At 46.5% G+C, this 16,694-nt stretch carries 13 protein-coding genes; 2 read left to right on the top strand and 11 right to left on the bottom strand.

Annotated features, from left to right (window positions below):
• Positions 1-148 precede the first annotated feature (148 nt).
• The 4 genes from I5M27_RS14645 to I5M27_RS14660 form a co-directional block, all read right to left on the bottom strand.
• The gene (locus I5M27_RS14645) at positions 149-760 is read right to left on the bottom strand and encodes a TetR/AcrR family transcriptional regulator (protein WP_200507074.1); all 612 of its coding nucleotides are present in this window, start codon (positions 758-760) and stop codon (positions 149-151) included.
• 89 nt (positions 761-849) lie between these two features.
• Positions 850-1,530 carry a carotenoid biosynthesis protein gene (locus I5M27_RS14650; protein ID WP_200507075.1) on the bottom strand — a complete coding sequence of 227 codons (681 nt, stop codon included), beginning with the start codon at positions 1,528-1,530 and terminating at the stop codon, positions 850-852.
• The gene (gene crtD, locus I5M27_RS14655; RefSeq protein WP_200507076.1) at positions 1,517-2,995 is read right to left on the bottom strand and encodes a 1-hydroxycarotenoid 3,4-desaturase CrtD; all 1,479 of its coding nucleotides are present in this window, start codon (positions 2,993-2,995) and stop codon (positions 1,517-1,519) included. The genes I5M27_RS14650 and crtD overlap by 14 nt, the downstream gene beginning before the upstream one ends.
• A gap of 514 nt (positions 2,996-3,509) precedes the next feature.
• A complete protein-coding gene (locus I5M27_RS14660; protein ID WP_200507077.1) occupies positions 3,510-6,434 on the bottom strand; it encodes a DEAD/DEAH box helicase in 2,925 nt (974 codons plus the stop codon).
• A gap of 361 nt (positions 6,435-6,795) precedes the next feature.
• Between I5M27_RS14660 and I5M27_RS14665 the strand changes: the two genes are divergently transcribed.
• Complete coding sequence (locus I5M27_RS14665) at positions 6,796-9,225, top strand: outer membrane beta-barrel family protein (RefSeq protein ID WP_200507078.1); 2,430 nt, start codon at positions 6,796-6,798, stop codon at positions 9,223-9,225.
• 586 nt (positions 9,226-9,811) lie between these two features.
• Here the strand turns inward: I5M27_RS14665 and I5M27_RS14670 are convergent.
• From I5M27_RS14670 to rbfA, 5 genes are all read right to left on the bottom strand, one after another.
• On the bottom strand, positions 9,812-11,035 hold the full coding sequence (locus I5M27_RS14670; protein WP_200507079.1) for an ABC transporter permease: 1,224 nt from the start codon (positions 11,033-11,035) through the stop codon (positions 9,812-9,814).
• Between the two features lie 301 nt (positions 11,036-11,336).
• Positions 11,337-12,086, bottom strand: coding sequence for a DUF4262 domain-containing protein (locus I5M27_RS14675; RefSeq protein ID WP_200507080.1), 750 nt, complete (start codon positions 12,084-12,086; stop codon positions 11,337-11,339).
• A 119-nt stretch (positions 12,087-12,205) separates the two neighbouring features.
• The gene (locus I5M27_RS14680; protein WP_200507081.1) at positions 12,206-12,670 is read right to left on the bottom strand and encodes a hypothetical protein; all 465 of its coding nucleotides are present in this window, start codon (positions 12,668-12,670) and stop codon (positions 12,206-12,208) included.
• A gap of 63 nt (positions 12,671-12,733) precedes the next feature.
• Positions 12,734-13,546 carry a class I SAM-dependent methyltransferase gene (locus I5M27_RS14685; protein ID WP_200507082.1) on the bottom strand — a complete coding sequence of 271 codons (813 nt, stop codon included), beginning with the start codon at positions 13,544-13,546 and terminating at the stop codon, positions 12,734-12,736.
• 149 nt (positions 13,547-13,695) lie between these two features.
• Complete coding sequence (gene rbfA, locus I5M27_RS14690; protein ID WP_200507083.1) at positions 13,696-14,133, bottom strand: 30S ribosome-binding factor RbfA; 438 nt, start codon at positions 14,131-14,133, stop codon at positions 13,696-13,698.
• A 74-nt stretch (positions 14,134-14,207) separates the two neighbouring features.
• Here rbfA and I5M27_RS14695 point away from each other — a divergent pair, with 74 nt between their 5' ends.
• Positions 14,208-15,614 (top strand): hypothetical protein, encoded by a 1,407-nt coding sequence (locus I5M27_RS14695; RefSeq protein ID WP_200507084.1) that lies wholly within the window; start codon positions 14,208-14,210, stop codon positions 15,612-15,614.
• Positions 15,615-15,923: 309 nt separating this feature from the next.
• On the opposite strand, the gene I5M27_RS14700 is transcribed toward I5M27_RS14695, so the two are convergent.
• Both I5M27_RS14700 and I5M27_RS14705 read right to left on the bottom strand, forming a co-directional pair.
• Complete coding sequence (locus tag I5M27_RS14700; protein WP_200507085.1) at positions 15,924-16,142, bottom strand: hypothetical protein; 219 nt, start codon at positions 16,140-16,142, stop codon at positions 15,924-15,926.
• 124 nt (positions 16,143-16,266) lie between these two features.
• The gene (locus tag I5M27_RS14705; protein WP_200507086.1) at positions 16,267-16,689 is read right to left on the bottom strand and encodes a secondary thiamine-phosphate synthase enzyme YjbQ; all 423 of its coding nucleotides are present in this window, start codon (positions 16,687-16,689) and stop codon (positions 16,267-16,269) included.
• Positions 16,690-16,694 lie beyond the last annotated feature (5 nt).

Here is a 16,694-nt window from a genome sequence, read left to right on the forward strand (position 1 = left end):
AAAAGTACAGGAACCGGGTTGTAAATTTAAGTTTTTCAGACTGTAATAACAAGTAAACTGCACCGGTACTGGCTTGTTTTAATTCGTTGTTAGCGGAAAAATAGTGAATTCCTATACAGAAAATAAGGAAAACGGTAGGGGAAAGGCCTTAAAAAGTATTATCCGAGAAAAAAGCATCGGCAATCTGGCTGCCCGTTTCGGTGCAAATGCCGCGCAGGTAATTCAGGAAAATATTCCGGAAAACTTCGCCCATATTGTAGCGGTGCTTGGGGAATAAATGGGTGTTGTGCATTACGTTCAGCTGCTCGATAAGCACCTTGGTAACGATCTCGAGGTTAATGTCGTGGCGGAAGAGCTTCTGCCGGATGCCTTCGTTCAGAAGATCGTAGAACTGGTAATAATAGTTGATCTGCAGGTGGCGCTGGTAGGTATTCCAGGCAGACGGGTAGAGGTACTGGATCTGAATAAAAAAGCCCGGATGCACATCTTTCACCTGGTCGGCGCAGCTTTTAAACATCAGGATTATTTCTTCTACCGGATTCTGGGCCGCGGCCATCACTTCTGCCGGAAAAACGTCGGCAGCGTTCAGGCTATATTCTACAGCTTGGTGCACCAGATCTTCCTTGTCGCGGAAAACCTGCGGGAATGTTTGCTCGCTGATCTGCAACTGGGCGCAAATACGGCTCTCAGTCAGGTCTTTAACGCCATTCTGATAAAACCAGGTAATTGCTTTGTCTAGTATCTCCGTTCTCACATCCATGCCTTGCGAGCATATTTTTCATAAAGCTACGCGAAAAAAACGAACGACAACAGAGCCCGGGCCGGCAAAATGCGGGAAACTTGGAAAATTTATTTATTCATAATATTTAGTGCAATAAAAAACAAGGCTTGCAGCCCGAATACGAGCGGCGCCAGCGGGTTGGTTTTGGTAACGTTGCTTCGTTGAAAATAAAATTGTAAAATCAGCGAAAGCAGGAGCCAGCCGGCGTAATTCTGCAACGGGATCTGGTGGTTCTGCCAGCTCCAGAAATCGAAACGCATGGCTACGGGTTCAATAAAATGATCGAGCAAAACCATAATACCGGCCGCAAGAATAGTTGCCAGCCAGGGTTTTTTAGTCCAATTCCGTACCGTTATGCCAATGCAGTAAACCAGCATCACCCAGTTCAGCCCAATAAGCAAAGGCACATTCCAGAGTTTAAAACCCAGCGCCTGGCCGTAAACATAATTCCCGAAGAGCAGGCCCGTATGTACGCCCAGCACTTCGGCCAGAAAACCTGCCAGAAAAGTAACCCAGGCAAAAAGAAAGAAGGCAGCGTTGAAGTTTTTATGGTTGAGGAAAAGCAGGGCATTGGTGAGCAGCAAGTGCAGCGGCGTTAAATTCTGGTACGTTTCCGACTGGCCGCTAAAAACCAGGCCCAAGAAACCTACGGCGTGAAAAATAACCAATATGGCCGCCGAAAACGCTAGCTTTTTATCGGTAAAAAGTCGGGAAGTAGAAACGGTTTTCAGGGTTTCAGCGGTAATCATTTTTTACGAGGTTGCTTACAATTTTGGCACTTAACAAACATAACGGAATGCCGCCTCCGGGGTGCACACTGCCGCCGCAAAAATACAACCCTTTTACCTTGCGCTTAAAATTGGGGTGCCGCAAAAAAGCCGCCATGGCATTATTGGAACTGCTGCCGTATAAGGCGCCGCCCACCGAGCCGGTTTCGAGCTCGATGCCGCGCGGGTCCCAGGTTTTTTCGCAGGCCAGATGGTTTTGCAGGTCGGTTTTTAGGTGGCGGCTTAGCTTTTGAAGCACATGCTGGCGGGTTTCGGCAATTAGTTTATCCCAGTCCTGGCCTTCGTTGTGCGGCACGTTTACCATTACAAACCAGTTTTCGGCATTTTCGGGCGCATCGCTTTTGGTAAATTTCGAGGTAATGTTCACGTAAATGGTGGGATCCTGGGAAATGGTTTTATGTTTGAAAATATGCTCGAATTCCTTTTTATAATCCTGGCTGAAGAAAATGTTGTGCAGGTGCAAATCCGGAAAGGTGCGGTTGATGCCCCAGTAAAAAATGAGCGCCGAGCTGCTGCGCGGCTGCCTTAACGTTTTTTCGGGGGCTTTTAAGGTTGGCAGAAGTTTCCGGTAAGTGGGCACCACATCCATATTGCTCACCACAGCATCGAATTGATAGGTTGCTTGGGCGGTGCGCAGGCCCGTTACTTTTTTGCGGTTTTCGGCCAGCGTTATTTCTTCAGCTTTTTCGTTGAACCGGAATTTTACGCCCAGTTCTACGGCCAGTTTATGCAGACTTTTGGCAATGGAAATGATACCGTTTTCGGGGTAAAAAGCGCCGATATTATGCTCTAAATGCGGAATAATGTTGAGTGTGGCCGGGGCCTGGTAAGGGTCTGAACCATTGTAAGTGGCAAATCGGTCGAGCAATTGCACAAAGCGGGGATCTTCGAAATCCCGGGCATTGGTTTGGTGCATGGTTTTTCGCAGACCCAGCCGCGGCACGGCTGCCAAGGTTTTCAGAATATCGGGGCTGAAATAAGTAGAAAACTTGTGCAGGGATTTGTGCAGGAACGTGGACGAGGTGGCGTTGTATAATTGCGCGCTGCGTTTTAAAAACCACTTTACTTTTTTCTTCGGAATGCCCAGCGTTCTCTCTACTTCCTCCTGAAATTTATGCGGATCGTGGTAGGCGTGCAGCTCGGTGCCGTCGGCAAAATGGTATTTGGTAATGATTTCCAGGATCTGGTATCGGAAATAATCGGTTGGGAAGCGGCCGGCGGCGTAAAAAAGATCGTCTACCAGGTGTGGCATGGTGAACAGCGAAGGGCCTTTGTCAAACCGATAGCCCTCCATGCTGAACTCCGTCATTTTGCCGCCAAAAGTACTATTGGCTTCAAAAACGGTGACTTCAAAATGCTGCAGTGCCAGCCGGATGGCCGTAGCCAGGCCTGCCACTCCGGAACCGATCACGGCGGCTGTTTTCATAAGAGATTAATAGTTTTCAGTGCCCCAAGCATAGCGTTTGCTTATCTGGTTAAACCGTTAAACAAGACAATATGTTTTGAAAAAAAAGCTGTGTCGGAAGTATTCGTCTGGAAATGAATCCGTTGCGGCGTGCTTCCTCTTTTTTATCAAGCCGGAAAAAGGATCTCCCTGGCAGCTTGCTTCGGAACACAGATGTATCGAAGAACGGAAAACAAGATGAACAAGATATAAAAACGCTGGAATTTAGGGCCAAAAAACTAACCTCCAAACCATGGCGATTTAGCCCCTGAATTGTAAGGTTTAGAAAGATAAATAACCTGCCAGTCATTCTGAGCTTGTCGAAGAACCTAACGGGTACTCCCATGGAATTTGAGCGAAGCAATAAATTCCTGCCGCTCAAAGGCTAAGATTAGTTTTCGTGCAGGTTCGGTTCGCGTTAATTCCCACGACAGGCTCAGGATGACCTAATAAAATTCTGAAGTTGACGCCCGGAGGTTTAGCTCCGGGCTAAATCTTAGGAAAGCAGGTTCTCTATATCTTCTTTGGTTAAACTCTTGATCACGGTTTCATCCGTAGAAATAAGATCGGTTACCAGCTGAATTTTCTTGCCTTGCAGCGCCAGGATCTTTTCTTCCACGGTATTTTTGGCAATGAATTTATAGGTGAAAACCGTGTTTTGCTGCCCGATGCGATGCGCGCGGTCTATGGCCTGGGCTTCTACGGCCGGGTTCCACCAAGGGTCCAGAATGAACACGTAATCTGCAGCCGTTAAATTCAACCCCACGCCGCCGGCTTTGAGGGAAATTAAGAATACCTGAATGCTTGTATCTTTCTGGAAACGGTCTACCTGCGCCTGCCGGTCTTTGGTGTTTCCATCGAGATACGTGTAGGAAATTTTCTTTTCGTTCAGCGCCTGCCGCACCAGGTCTAAGTGTTTTACGAACTGGCTGAAAATTAAAACTTTGTGCCCTTTAGCTACCACGTTGCGCGTCATCCGGATCACTTCTTTCAGTTTACCGCTTTCGCCTTCGTAATTCGGGTCGGCCATGAACGGATGGTTGGCGATCTGCCGCAGTTTCATGAGACCCTGCAAAAGCATGAACTGGCTTTTATTGGCGCCGTGCTCTTCAATGCTTTTCAGGATCTTATTGCGGTAATAGCTCTTGGTTTCTTCGTAAGCGTGTTCCTGTTCTTCGGTCATCTGGCAGTAGGTGGTGTGCTCTACCTTGGCCGGAAGTTCGGTGGCAACCTGGCTTTTATGGCGACGCAGAATGAAGGGCTTGATAAGCGCGTGCAGTTTTTTGGTTTTTACTTCGTCCTTGTCTTTTTCGATCGGTTTTAAAAACTCGTTGCGGAAGAAATTTTGCGAACCCAAAAGCCCCGGATTAATGAAACTCATCTGGCTCCAAAGATCCATCGTGCTGTTTTCAACCGGCGTTCCGGTTAAGATCAGGCGGTGCCGTGATTTCAGTTCCCGTACCGAAAGTGAAGTATTGGAATTCGGGTTTTTAATGGCCTGCGATTCGTCGAGTATGATGTAATCGAAATAGTACTTTTTGAGCAATTCAGTATCCAGGCGCACAATGCCGTAGGAAGTCAGCACCACGTCGTAATGCTTGAAAATGGAAACCGTTTTTTCGCGGTACGTGCCGGTGTAATTCAGAATGCGCAGGTTGGGCGTAAATTTCTGCGCTTCGTTCAGCCAGTTATAGATCAGCGAAGTAGGCATTACCAAAAGCGTGGCCGAATCGGCGCCGTTTTCTTTGCGGTGCTGCAGCATGGCCAGCGTTTGCACGGTTTTTCCAAGGCCCATGTCGTCGGCCAGGCAACCGCCAAACTTGTAATCTTTCACGAAATGCAGCCAGTTGTAACCCGCTTTCTGGTAAGGCCGGAGCGTGCCTTTAAAGCCTTCCGGCAGCGGTTTGTCTTCAATTTCCTCGAATTCGCGCAGTTTTTCCAGCTTCCGGGTCATGGTTACGGTAGCCAGGTTGCCGTTCTGCAGGTCGGTTATCAAAGCCAGGTGATGCTTCTTGATCGTGAGTTCTTCTTCGCCGTCGGAGAAAGCAAAAAGCTCGATGTACTGCGTAAACCATTCTTCGGGAATGATCACGATCTGGCCGTTAGGCAGGCGGTATTCGTTTTTGCGGTTCAGAATATAAGGCCGCAGCTTGATGAACGGGATCTCAAATTCGCCGAAACGCACGGTGCCGTAAATATCGAACCAGTCGTTGTTTTCGGTAATGCCTACGTTCAAAGAAATTTCGCCGATAAAGTAATTTTTATTCGTCTGGTTGGCCTGTTCAATAATAAAACCCTGTTTCTCGAGTTCTTGGGCGTGTTGGTTCAGCCAGCTGAAAGCCAGTGATTTATCCAGCACCGCTTTGCCGTTTTTTACTTCCAGTTCGCGGTCGGAGAGTTTTTTCAGGAATTCCTTTTCGTGGCTTACGTCGCGGATCAGGCGGTGGAAAATGTAGGAATCCTGGGTTTTTTCGATGTTTACGCTGATGCGCTTCGGTTCGTGATTCACAACGGTATACTTTCCGTACTGAAAAGCCAGGTTGAACAGGATCTTTTCGGAAAGCGCTTTTTTATCGGCGCCGTTTTTACCCTGGAACATATCTTTGGCCGGCACGCCGGAGCTTACTTCGGTAAACGTTAAGTGCGGCTGCGGTTCGTACCGTTCCGATTTTATTTCAAAACCCTTCGCATAAACATCAAACGATTCTACCAGCGGCGCTACAAATTTGGTGAAGTAGGTTTCTTCTACTTTGCGCGGAATTACAATGAAATTTTTGCGCAGAAACGGCTGTAGTTTTTTGCCATCTACTTCTTTTTCAAAAGAATAGAGTTTGTCTTCGAGCAAAAGCCAGGCCGGTTCGTTGCAGATCAAAGCGGCATCTTTATACTGAAAATCGAGTTTCTGGCCGTTGTGTTTTATGGTGGGGAAATAGTGCGTGTTTTCTTCGTTTCGCCGGAAATGGAAAAGCACGGTCGCTTTTTCGCCGGCCATTTCAATTTCTTTCCAGGTCGGTTCGCCGTCCTTGCCCATTATAAAAACCTTCTTGTTTGCCAGCAAAGCCAGTATTTTGGCCATGCGGGTTTCCACGTAGCTTTTAATGTTTTCCTGCAGGTCTTTGTCGCCTTTTTCGGGGTCGAAGGTTTTGAGGAAGAAATCGGTAAGGGTTAATTTTTTGGTGCTGAAACGCTTGTAAACCGCATCCTGCTGGATCTGGTCCATGAGGGCCACGAGCTTAAAATCGGTAGCGTCGAGACGCGAAGCGAATTCGTCGGCGTTTTTGGCCGAAATATTCTGGTGCTGCAGCGTGAGATGGTTGCGGGAGTTTACCTGAACAACAAACGACTCGAATAAGTAACCTAAATACTCGTGCTCAAAAAGCGAATAAACTGCCTGAAACGGCTGTGTTGTAAAAACCTTCATCCCCAAACGCTATATCGGACTTTAAAGATAGCTCTTTTTGGTAAAAGCGCAGAAGTTTTGGGTGAATATTTTGGTTTTCAGCAAGGAGTTTCGCTTGTTTTTCGCGGGTTTTGACTTTTTCCCGGAAAAAGCATAGCGTTTTGCTAATCCCGCTTATGGCCGGCAAAATTATGCGCAGAAAACCGCTATGCTTTTCGGCGGAAAAAGTGCCCGGTATCTGGCATTCCGGCATACAAAAACGGTAGGTTTCCGCGTTAAAAAAGTGTGTCTGCGGAAAAGTGCAATAATTGGTTGTTATTTATTTTACCTTTGTATTTTGTAAGTAGCTTCTCCCGGAATCAGCCGCTTTTTTGCCCGAACTATGAAATATATTTTTTTGCTGCTGGCTTCGCTGGCTGTTTATTTTCCTGCTTTTTCGCAAAGTAATTCCGGCGTAATTAAAGGCGCTGTATCGGATTCGGTAAAAGTAGCGGCGCTTAGTTTTGTAACCGTCAGCCTGCGCGAAACGGGCCAGACCACCTTCCTGAAAAGCACTTATACCGACGAAAAAGGCACTTTCCAGTTCACCGGATTAGCTTTTAAGCCTTACGAAGTGGTGATTTCTTACGTAGGTTTTAAGCCGGTAATTATTAAAACCGAAAATCTTTCCGCCGGAAATGCCCTCGTAAATTTGCCGGCCATAAAGTTGCAACCCGATGCGCGGCAATTGAAAGAAGTGGAAATTACCACCCAGAAAATGCTGATTACGCAGGATATTGACAAGATCAGTTACGATGTGGAAGCCGACCCCGAAAGCAAAACCGAGACCGTGCTGGATATGCTCCGGAAAGTGCCCATGGTAACCGTAGACGGCGACGATAATATTCAATTGAAAGGCAGCAGCAGTTACCGCGTTTTAATAAACGGCAAAACGTCCGCACTTTTTGTGCAGAACCCCAAAGACGTTCTGAAAAGCATGCCGGCCAGCAGCATAAAAAAAATTGAAGTGCTTACCAATCCGCCGGCCAAGTACGAGGCCGAAGGCGTGGGCGGGATCATTAATATTATTACCAATAAAGATAATCCGGGCGGCTACAACGGTTCGGTAACCGCTGGTTTGCGGACGCCAACCGGCTATAACGGCGGCGCATATTTAACGGTAAAAACGGGCAAGTTCGGTTTCTCAGGCAATGTAGGAGCCAATACCTGGCAATCGCCGGAAAATTCCAGTTTGTTTGTTCGCCGCGAAACCAATGGCCGGAATCTTACTCAGAACGGCATTGGAAAAAACAATGGCAATTATCATTACGGAAGCGGTCAGCTGAGCTTTGAGCTCGATTCGTTGAATTTGTTTACCGGTAGTTTCAGTTTTTTTGGCGGTGGAAACGATATTGAAGCCTCGCTGAACGTTTTATCCGATTCCCTTAGTATTCCGGTTCAACAATATTTGCGCAGCAATACGCAGGAAGAAAGCTGGAAAGGCAACGATATAAGCCTCGATTACCAGCGCAGTTTCCGCAAAAATGAAGAGCAGGTTTTTACGCTTTCCTATAAATACAGCACCAACGGCAACGGCGATTTTTCTGATTTCAACTTTGTGCCGCTGCTGAATTACGAAGCCCAGACCGGTAAAACCAGCAACGACAGCAAAGAATCCGAACATACCGTTCAGGCCGATTATGTACAGCCGTTCGGCGAAAACACCTGGGAAGTTGGCCTGAAAACCATTTCGCGCTTAAACCAGAGCTCTTATTTTTATGCATTGCAGGATCCGGATAATGGGGTTTTTGTACCAGATCCGGCCCAGAGCAACGATTTTGATTATCGCCAGGATGTTTTGGCCGGCTACACTTCGGTAAGCCTGAAAGTGAAAGACTGGGGTTTACGGGCGGGGGCAAGGCTGGAAGAAACGCGGGTAGATGCTACTTTCAAAACTTCCGATACCGCTGCCAGGCAAGATTATTTCAACCTGATTCCTTCGGTGGCGGTTTCGCGCAAGCTGAAAGAAATGCAGGACCTGAAACTGAGTTATACCCAGCGCCTGGAGCGGCCCGGTTTGTGGTTTCTGAACCCCTACATAAACCGCCTCGATCCGAAAAATATTTCCTTTGGTAACCCCGGCCTGGAAGCTACCACGAGCCACGCATTTGAGTTGGCGCACAGCGCTTTCGTGAAAAATTCTTCGCTCAATTCGAGCTTGTTCTATAATTTCACCAACAACGCCATTCAGGAAGTCACCACCTTGCGCGGCGATACGTCTATTACCACTTATGCCAATATCGGGAAAGAACAGAATGTAGGCATTAGCTTAAACGGCAACCTGAACCTGACCAAAAAACTGAACCTGAACCTGAATACCTCCCTGAATTACGTATTTCTGAAAGGCGCACTAAACGGGAAAACGGTAAGCAACGAAGGTTTTGCCGGCAGTGCCTTTGGTTCTACGGGTTATAAATTTGAAAAGAACTGGAAACTGAATGCGAGCGGTGGGTTTTCTTCGCGCTGGGTGCAGTTGCAGGGCCGTTCCGGCGGTTATTTTCATTCCAACCTCATGGTTACCAAAACCTTCCTGAAAAACGACAAAGCTACTATTTCCCTTTCTGTGAATAACCCGTTTCAGAAAACGCGCCGCTGGATAAACGAAGTGAACGATCCGCGGTTTTATCAGCGTCAGGAATCGGAGTTTATTATCCGTAGGGTGGGGCTTGCGTTTACTTATAAATTTGGCGAGCTGAAAGGCGGTATAGCGCAGAAAAAACGCGGCATTGAGAATGATGATGTGAAAGGTGGTAAGAGCGGTGGTGGAAATTAATGGTGTTTTGGAATCGCTGATTTTAAAGGGATTTTTTGGATTTCAAGGAGTTTTTTGATTTGAAAGTATAGCGTTTTTTTGTAGTCATCCCGACGTTAGAAGGGATCTATTTAAGCTGATAAGTAAGTTTGTTTTTGACTTTTGAAGCTCAAAACGATACGGTTTTTATAGTCTGCTTTCTACTTTTAACCTGCAACCTTTTACTTTCAATTAAACTTTTTCCCTCCAGCCGGGTGGCTTCGTTTCTGCGTTCGCGGCTGCAACCCTTCCTGCCCTTGCGGGCTGCCTCGTGCCTCGGCACCGGAAGTCTTGGAGGCCGCTCTCACAGAAACTGTTGTCAGTTTGCCTCCGTAGTTCGCTTCTTTTTAGTTTAGTTTCCCGGATAACGTGATTTTCAGCATACGCTGCGCTAGCGATATACGTGAGAAATCTTGTTCATTAAATCCTGCCTTGTTAATCATTATAATCTCTTCAATCCTGAAAATCGCGTTCAGGCAAATTTCATTGCTGTCTGATTCAGCTGACGGTACGACAGGAGAAAAAAGCTACCTCCCCTAAATCAGGGTTGGGTTGGGGTAAAAACAGCTTACAAATTATCTTTGATCTGCAAGGCAGCGGCCCGGCGTGCCGGACGGATGGAAACGATGAGGGTAATGGCAATAATAGCCACGCCGGTGAAAACAAAATCGAGCAGCTGCATTTTTACGGGGTAAGAGTCTACCACGGCGGTGGTCATGCCCATGGAAATGAGGCCGAAGGTTTGCTGCGCCCAGCAAATGATCATGCCAATAAATAAGCCTGCGCCGGCACCCGATAACGCTACGATCGCGCCTTCGAAGAGGAATATGTTGCGAATGGTGGTGGAACTGGCTCCCATGGAAGCCAGAATGGCAATGTCCTTCTTCTTATCGATCACGAGCATGGAAAGCGAGAAGAAAATGTTTAAAGAGGCAATAAGTAAAATAAAGGCGAAGGTGATGAATACGAACAGCTTTTCTACTTTAACCGCGCGGAGTAAACTGGTATGTTGCTCGTCGGAGTTTTGTACCTGGAATTTCGGGCCGAGCAGTTTTTTGAGCTGGCGTTTAACTTTATCAGGATTGGTGCCTTCGGTCACTTTTACTTCCAGGGCGCTGCGTTTTTCGCCGTAGCTAAATAAATCGCGGGCAAATTCCAGGGGTACGAACACGTAATTATCGTCGTATTGGCGTTCGATGGCAAATACGCCGGCCGGCATAATGCTTTTTTCGTTGAACGCATTTTCGGGATTGAGCGAGACTTTTTTACTTGCCTTCGGATATAATACCTGCAACCCTACGAACGGATTATCGGTGCGCACCGAAAGTTGCACCTGCACGCCCCGGCCTAGTAAGGCGTAATGTAAACCGCCTTTCTTTAAGTTTGCATTGCCTTCGGTCAGGGAAGAATCGATGCCGTTTTGCAGGAAATAATTGTCGCTTACGCCTTTGAGTTTTACGATCATCTGGCGGTCCTGGTAGCGGAGCAGGGCGTTGTCTTCCACCGTTTCCGAAACCAGGTCTACACCTTTTATGCCGGAAATATTTTTGAGAAATTCGGGCGTGACTTCAAAATTCTTGCCTTCTACGGCAGTAATTTTCAGGTCCGGATCGAAGGAACCGTAAAGCGAGCGGATCAGGTCTTCGATGCCGTTAAAAACCGACAGCACAATGATCAAAGCCATGGTTCCCACGGCCACCCCGATCATGGAAATATTGGAAATAATGCTGATGATGTTCCGCTTTTTCTTCGACCGGAAGTACCGCTTTGCGATGAGAAAGGAAACGTTCATTTGCTTAATGTGCTAATTTTTAATGTGCTAATTAAAGCGCTAAAGTTAAGTTGTTGGAGAAAACATCAACAACAGCAAAATTCGTGCTTTCGCTATAAAATTCAAGCTAATTTATTGCGTCATCCTGAGCTTGTCGAAGGAACTATCGCGTACCGAACCCGCAAGAAAGCTAACTTATGAAAGGAATTTGGCTACGCCGAACTGCGTTTATCGCTCAGTCGCTCAAAATTCCTTGTAATTCCCATAAGTTTAGCTGCGCTGAATCTTCGATTTATCTCGACAAGCTCGTAATGACCTGAAGTTAAGCTTCTTCCGGTAGTTTTTCGGTTACCCATTTTTCTTCTCTGGAGTTGCGCCAGGCGTACCAGCCGAAAGGTAAAAAATAAATATCGTTTACGCTCGGGTCGAGGCGGGTAATATCTTCCAGGCACACAATTCTCGCATCTTTGGCGTTCGGCTTGGAATCGGACATGAACTGCCAGTCGCCTTGCTCGTTGTGGTATACGTAGGAAATCAACTGGCCTTCCAGCACTTGTTTGGTGGTAAAGGTTCGTACGTCGCGCTCTTCCAGGAATTTAAAATCGGTGTTGCGGTCTAAAAGCGGCTGGTTGAATTTCAGATCGGCGTTAAAGCCAGCTTCCCAGGGAAATTTTTGTTGTTTATCAGGCCATACGAGTTGCAAAGCCGGGAAACTCCGGGAATTGTAAAAGTGCTGCGCCAGGTTGAAGTAATTGGCGTAATATTCCGGATTTACCCGCAGAAACTGCGCCTTATAGCCTTTCAGAAACTCCGGAAACAAATAGCCGGGAATTAATTTCTTGCCTTGCTTGATGAGTTTTTTGGCATCCTGCAATAGCGTTTTCAGCACTTCCGGCGCGAGACCAAAACAAATAACTTCCGGGTGCCCGTAGGTTTGAAACAACCCAATGGTATACGCAAAAGCCGGCAGATAATCGTCGGCTTCTACTACTACAATGTGGCAGCCATTATTTTCAAGGTCGGCGTTAATAATGCTTTGGGTTGCTTCGTTGTAAGGCTGCTTTTTACGCATGATTGGTTTAAAAACGGTATGCTGATTGGGTGAAAAAGTAAAAGGTTTCCTTTTGATGATACTGTTTGGCTGCAGTTGTTGGTGTTTTCACCAACAACTAAGAAGTTAAGATGAAACGATTATTTATTCATAGTTTCTTCGACATAAGCAACTGCTTTAGCAACAGTTATTGAGAAAATACCAGCTTCTCCTTTATTATAAGCTTGTCTCCATTCTTGATATCCATCCAGATAGTTAGGTGGTTCATTATTGTTACTAATTAACATAGTAACGCTTTTGTTTAACGCTTCTTTACTAAATGGTAAATGTCCAATTGAAGAAGAATAACCTACTTTAAGATTTGGATTTTTGATTTTAGCGCTATCTACAGCAATATGAATAATTATTCCTTCAGCCTCTTTCTCAACTTTTAGGATTGTCAGAAAAGATTCTTTTTCGTTGCTCCTGGTTTGATAAGACCAAATTTGTCCTTCTTTATATTTAGAGTCTACATATTGCATTTTACTTGTAGCGGTATTTTGCTGACAGCCAATTAAAAAGAAAATAAGAAAGAAGGCCAAAAAATTAAAGCGAATAGATTTCATGGCTTTAAAATCTGATTTTCTCTCTTCAAAAACGCTATCCAAAACCACTAAAAACCTCAGAACTTACTTCCAGGCTTTCACAATTAAACCGGTGCCTGTGGGGTGTTTTTTATTCGCGTCGAACCAGTTCAGGATGAAGCTTACCGGGAAAGTAAGTACGTAGTAGAACGGCAGCAGCGCGAAGAAGGCTTTGGTGGCGCCCAGCATCTGGATCGGATATTTCATGGATAAGCGCCACGAAACCTGGCCCGGTTTGCCATACGAATAACGCGCTTCGGTTTTGGTGAAGCCGGCTAATTTTAACTTGTCCTGAATTTCCTGAATGTTGTAGCCGTCGCGCACGTGTTCTTCGATAAAGGAACTATCCTCGCCTTCATGCACATCCGAACCGCCCTGGTCCGATGGCGTGGAGATCAGGATCATGCCGCCCGGTTTGAGCGATGCATAAATGTTTTTGAAAACTTCCACGTCTTCCAGAATATGCTCCATCACGTCTACGCTTAGCGCCAGATCGTAAGTATTCGGTTGCTGAAAGGTAACGAGGTCGGCAACGGCAAAATTTACGCGGTCGGCGCGGTCAATTTCCTTGAAAAAGCGGTTGCTGTCGGCAATCTGTTCTTCTTTCACGTCCACGGCCAGAATTTCGGCTTTGGGGAACATGCTGCTCATAAAATAGGTGTACTGGCCATAACCCGAGCCCGCATCCAGAATTTTTATCGGTACGTTTTCCTTGCCTTTGCCCCAAGCTTTCAGCTCTTTGTGCACGTGCCAGGTACGCAGCAAAAGCAGATCGAGCATGTTGTAAAAGATTCGGCGCAGGAACGGCGTCTGGTTGAAAACGTTACCTAAAACCCGCTTTATCGGATCGTATTGCATTTCTGTTTAATTAAGAATTAATAATTAAGAATTAATAATTATTCGCAGTATTCGGGCTTAACTATTAATTGCTGTTGCTCTTTTCAAAAGAAAAAACGCTAGGGTTTCGGGCTTAAAAAGTCCTTTATCTTTCTACTTTCTTCCGGGTATTAAATTTCTTCCTCGTCTTCGTCCGATTCGGCTCTGGTAAAATCGTTGTCCGGAATGCCATCGTTGTTTTCATCTTCTGCGGGTGCGGCCGGAATATCGAGATCGGAAATGATCTTGTCCATTTTGGCGGCGTATTCGGCGCTGTCGTCTAAAAAGAAATTGAGTTCCGGAATTACGCGCACCTGGTTTTTAATGCGTTGCGCCAGCGCGTGGCGAATGGCCTTGGTGTTTTCGCGCACGGTGGCAATGACTTCCTTTGGTTCTTTTGCCAGCAGTAAACTTAAATATACTTTCACCACACCCAGGTCAGGCGAGGTGCGCACGGTACTGATGCTGATATAAGCGCCGTTGAAAAGGTGCGGAACATCGCGCTGAAACACTTCGGCGAGTTCTTTCTGCAGCAGGCGCGCAAATTTTTGTTGTCTTTTACTTTCCATAAGAACTGCAAATATATCGGATTAATTTGGCAATTTTACGGGAATAAACGGCTCGTAAGCCGTAGCTTTTTACTGTGATCCGATTTTTTAACAGCGCATTCGTTACCCGGCCCATTTTTTTGTTGCTGCTTTTTGTAGCCATAAACCTGCCGTTGGTGCTCATGGGCGTGCCGGTTACCTTACCCGAACTTAAATTTATGGTGCTCGGCGAACGCCTGCAGGAAGGCGCCGCCATGTACCGCGACGTGTTCGATACCACCGGACCGCTGGCGGCTTTGGTTTTTTGGGTAATAGATCTGCTGGACGGCCGTTCGCTTTTAATGTACCGGCTGGTGGCGGCATTTTTACTGCTTTTCCAGGCACTGAACATGAATTTTATTTTTAACCGGCAACACGTTTTTGCGCAGAAAACGTACTTGCCGGCGCTTCTCTACATGCTGGGCGGGAGTTTTTTCTTCGAATTCGATACCCTTTCGCCGGTGCTTTTGGGGCAAACTTTCCTGGTATTTTCCATTCGCTACCTGGTTATTGTTTCCAAGGAAGGCTCTAACAATCCGAAGCTTTTTAAGGCTGGTTTTTTTATCGGGCTGGCCGCGCTGAGTTACCTGCCGTTCTCGTTTTTCCTGATCGTGGCTTATTTTGCGGTGGCTTCGTTTGCCTCCAATACTTTCCGGAGTTTCCTGCTGTTGCTCACCGGTTTCTTTTTCCCGTTTGCGGTGGTGGCTACGTATTATCTCTACAACGGCGCGCTCGATAATTTTCAGGAATTTTATTTATCGGCGGAAGGCTTGTTCAGTTTTCATTTGCAGTTGCCGCTCGCCGATCTTCTGAAATTGCTGGCGCTGCCATTGCTGCTGATACTGGCGGGAATTTTTATGGCGGCCAGCGCGAACCAGGGCCTGGTTTTTCAGCAGAAAATGCAGCAGCTGATGTTCGTCTGGTTTTGGGTAGCGGTGGTTATGCTGCTGGCTTCGCCCCAGATCTCGGTACTGAATTTTATTTATTTCCTGCCGGTGCTGGCGTATTATAGTTTTTACCTTTTCCGCCCCGGTGCCCGCTGGTGGATCCCGGAAGTAATTTTCCTGGTTTTACTTACGCTGCTGCTGGCGGTGCGCTACGCAGTTCCGCTGCACATTGAGCAATATTTAAACATTAACACGAGTGCGCTGCACCTCAAAACTGACGAAAAATACAAGAAGATCGTAAATGGCCAGCTGTTGGTTTTAGGGCCTGATTTTCAGTATTACGCCTATAATTATGCTGCTTCGCCGTACCTGAACTGGAGCCTGGCACAAAAGGATTTCAGGAATTTAGATACCTACGAAGCTGTTTTAGCCATTCAGGAAAACATTGTGCAGAACCCGCCTGAGTTTATTGTAGATGAGGTGCATTTAATGCCGGAACTGGCTTATAAGCTGCCGCTGGTTTTTGGCAGGTATGAGCCGGCTGGTGCAGTGGGGTTGTATCGGTTGAAACGATAGTTTTGAAGGTTAAAAGTATAGCCTTTTTTTCTTTGTCATCTCGACGATAGGAGGGATCTATTTAAGCTAATTACTAAGTTTGCTAAAGAGTTTTTATACTTGAAAGGATACCGTTTATCATAGCAAGCTTTAGTTCTTAATTATTAATTTTTAATTATTAATTAAACTTTCTCCCTCCAGCCGGGTGGCTTCGTTTCTGCGTTCGCGGCTGCAACCCTTCCTGCCCTTGCGGGCTGCCTGTGGCACCGGAAGTCTTGGAGGCCGCTCTCACAGAAACTGGTGTCAGTTTCCTCCTTAGTTAGCTTCTTTTTAGTTTACTCTCTCAGATAGCGTGATTTTCGAGAGCGTTGCGCTGGCGATATCCGTGATGGCAGAAAGTCTAAGAAAGGCAACCACAAAGGTTGTTTTACAAAGAAATTCTATTTGTGGATTCAGACAAATAATCCTTAAATTCCTGAATCCTATAAATCCAAATTCAGCCAAATAATCCTGTTCATCCCAAAAATCCTTAAAATCGTGTTCAGACAAATCATTCCCGTTTGCTTCAGCTAACGGTACAGACGAAATCTCCCTCCCCTGAATCAGGAGAGGGTTGGAGTGAGATAAAGGTTGGGTGGTTGAACACGTTTGCCGATCAAAGCAGTTTGCTGCATCAATTTCCTTGCAACGTAACGATCACGGTGCGTTTGCCGGCGTGGTTGCGGTGTTCGCAGAGATAAACGCCTTGCCAGGTGCCTAAATTGAAGCGCCCTTTGGTGATGGGAATGGTTACGGAGGTGCCTAACAGGGCAGCTTTTAAATGCGCGGGCATGTCATCGGGGCCTTCAAAAGTGTGGCGGTAGTAGGGGGCGTTTTCCGGGGCCAGTACGTTGAAATGACTTTCGAAGTCTTTTCTGACATCCGGGTCAGCATTTTCGGAGATGGTGAGGCTGGCGGAGGTATGCTGGATGAAAATATGCGCCAGACCGACTTCAATTTGCTCGAGTTCTGGAAGCTGGGCTTCAAGCAGATCGGTAATTAAATGAAAGCCGCGCGGCACAGCAGGGAAACGGATACTTTTCTGGAGCCAAACCATAGCGT

Origin of the sequence: Adhaeribacter terrigena, assembly GCF_016623615.1 — a bacterium.
Lineage (GTDB): Bacteria > Bacteroidota > Bacteroidia > Cytophagales > Hymenobacteraceae > Adhaeribacter_A > Adhaeribacter_A terrigena.

Excerpts from the sequence above, each read along its gene's own strand:
- I5M27_RS14675 (WP_200507080.1), bottom strand. The coding sequence starts at position 12,086 with ATGCGTAAAAAGCAGCCTTACAACGAAGCAACCCAAAGCATTATTAAC.
- I5M27_RS14680 (WP_200507081.1), bottom strand. The coding sequence starts at position 12,670 with ATGAAATCTATTCGCTTTAATTTTTTGGCCTTCTTTCTTATTTTCTTT.
- I5M27_RS14650 (WP_200507075.1), bottom strand. The coding sequence starts at position 1,530 with ATGATTACCGCTGAAACCCTGAAAACCGTTTCTACTTCCCGACTTTTT.
- I5M27_RS14685 (WP_200507082.1), bottom strand. The coding sequence starts at position 13,546 with ATGCAATACGATCCGATAAAGCGGGTTTTAGGTAACGTTTTCAACCAG.
- rbfA (WP_200507083.1), bottom strand. The coding sequence starts at position 14,133 with ATGGAAAGTAAAAGACAACAAAAATTTGCGCGCCTGCTGCAGAAAGAA.
- I5M27_RS14660 (WP_200507077.1), bottom strand. The coding sequence starts at position 6,434 with ATGAAGGTTTTTACAACACAGCCGTTTCAGGCAGTTTATTCGCTTTTT.
- crtD (WP_200507076.1), bottom strand. The coding sequence starts at position 2,995 with ATGAAAACAGCCGCCGTGATCGGTTCCGGAGTGGCAGGCCTGGCTACG.
- I5M27_RS14665 (WP_200507078.1), top strand. The coding sequence starts at position 6,796 with ATGAAATATATTTTTTTGCTGCTGGCTTCGCTGGCTGTTTATTTTCCT.
- I5M27_RS14705 (WP_200507086.1), bottom strand. The coding sequence starts at position 16,689 with ATGGTTTGGCTCCAGAAAAGTATCCGTTTCCCTGCTGTGCCGCGCGGC.
- I5M27_RS14670 (WP_200507079.1), bottom strand. The coding sequence starts at position 11,035 with ATGAACGTTTCCTTTCTCATCGCAAAGCGGTACTTCCGGTCGAAGAAA.
- I5M27_RS14645 (WP_200507074.1), bottom strand. The coding sequence starts at position 760 with ATGGATGTGAGAACGGAGATACTAGACAAAGCAATTACCTGGTTTTAT.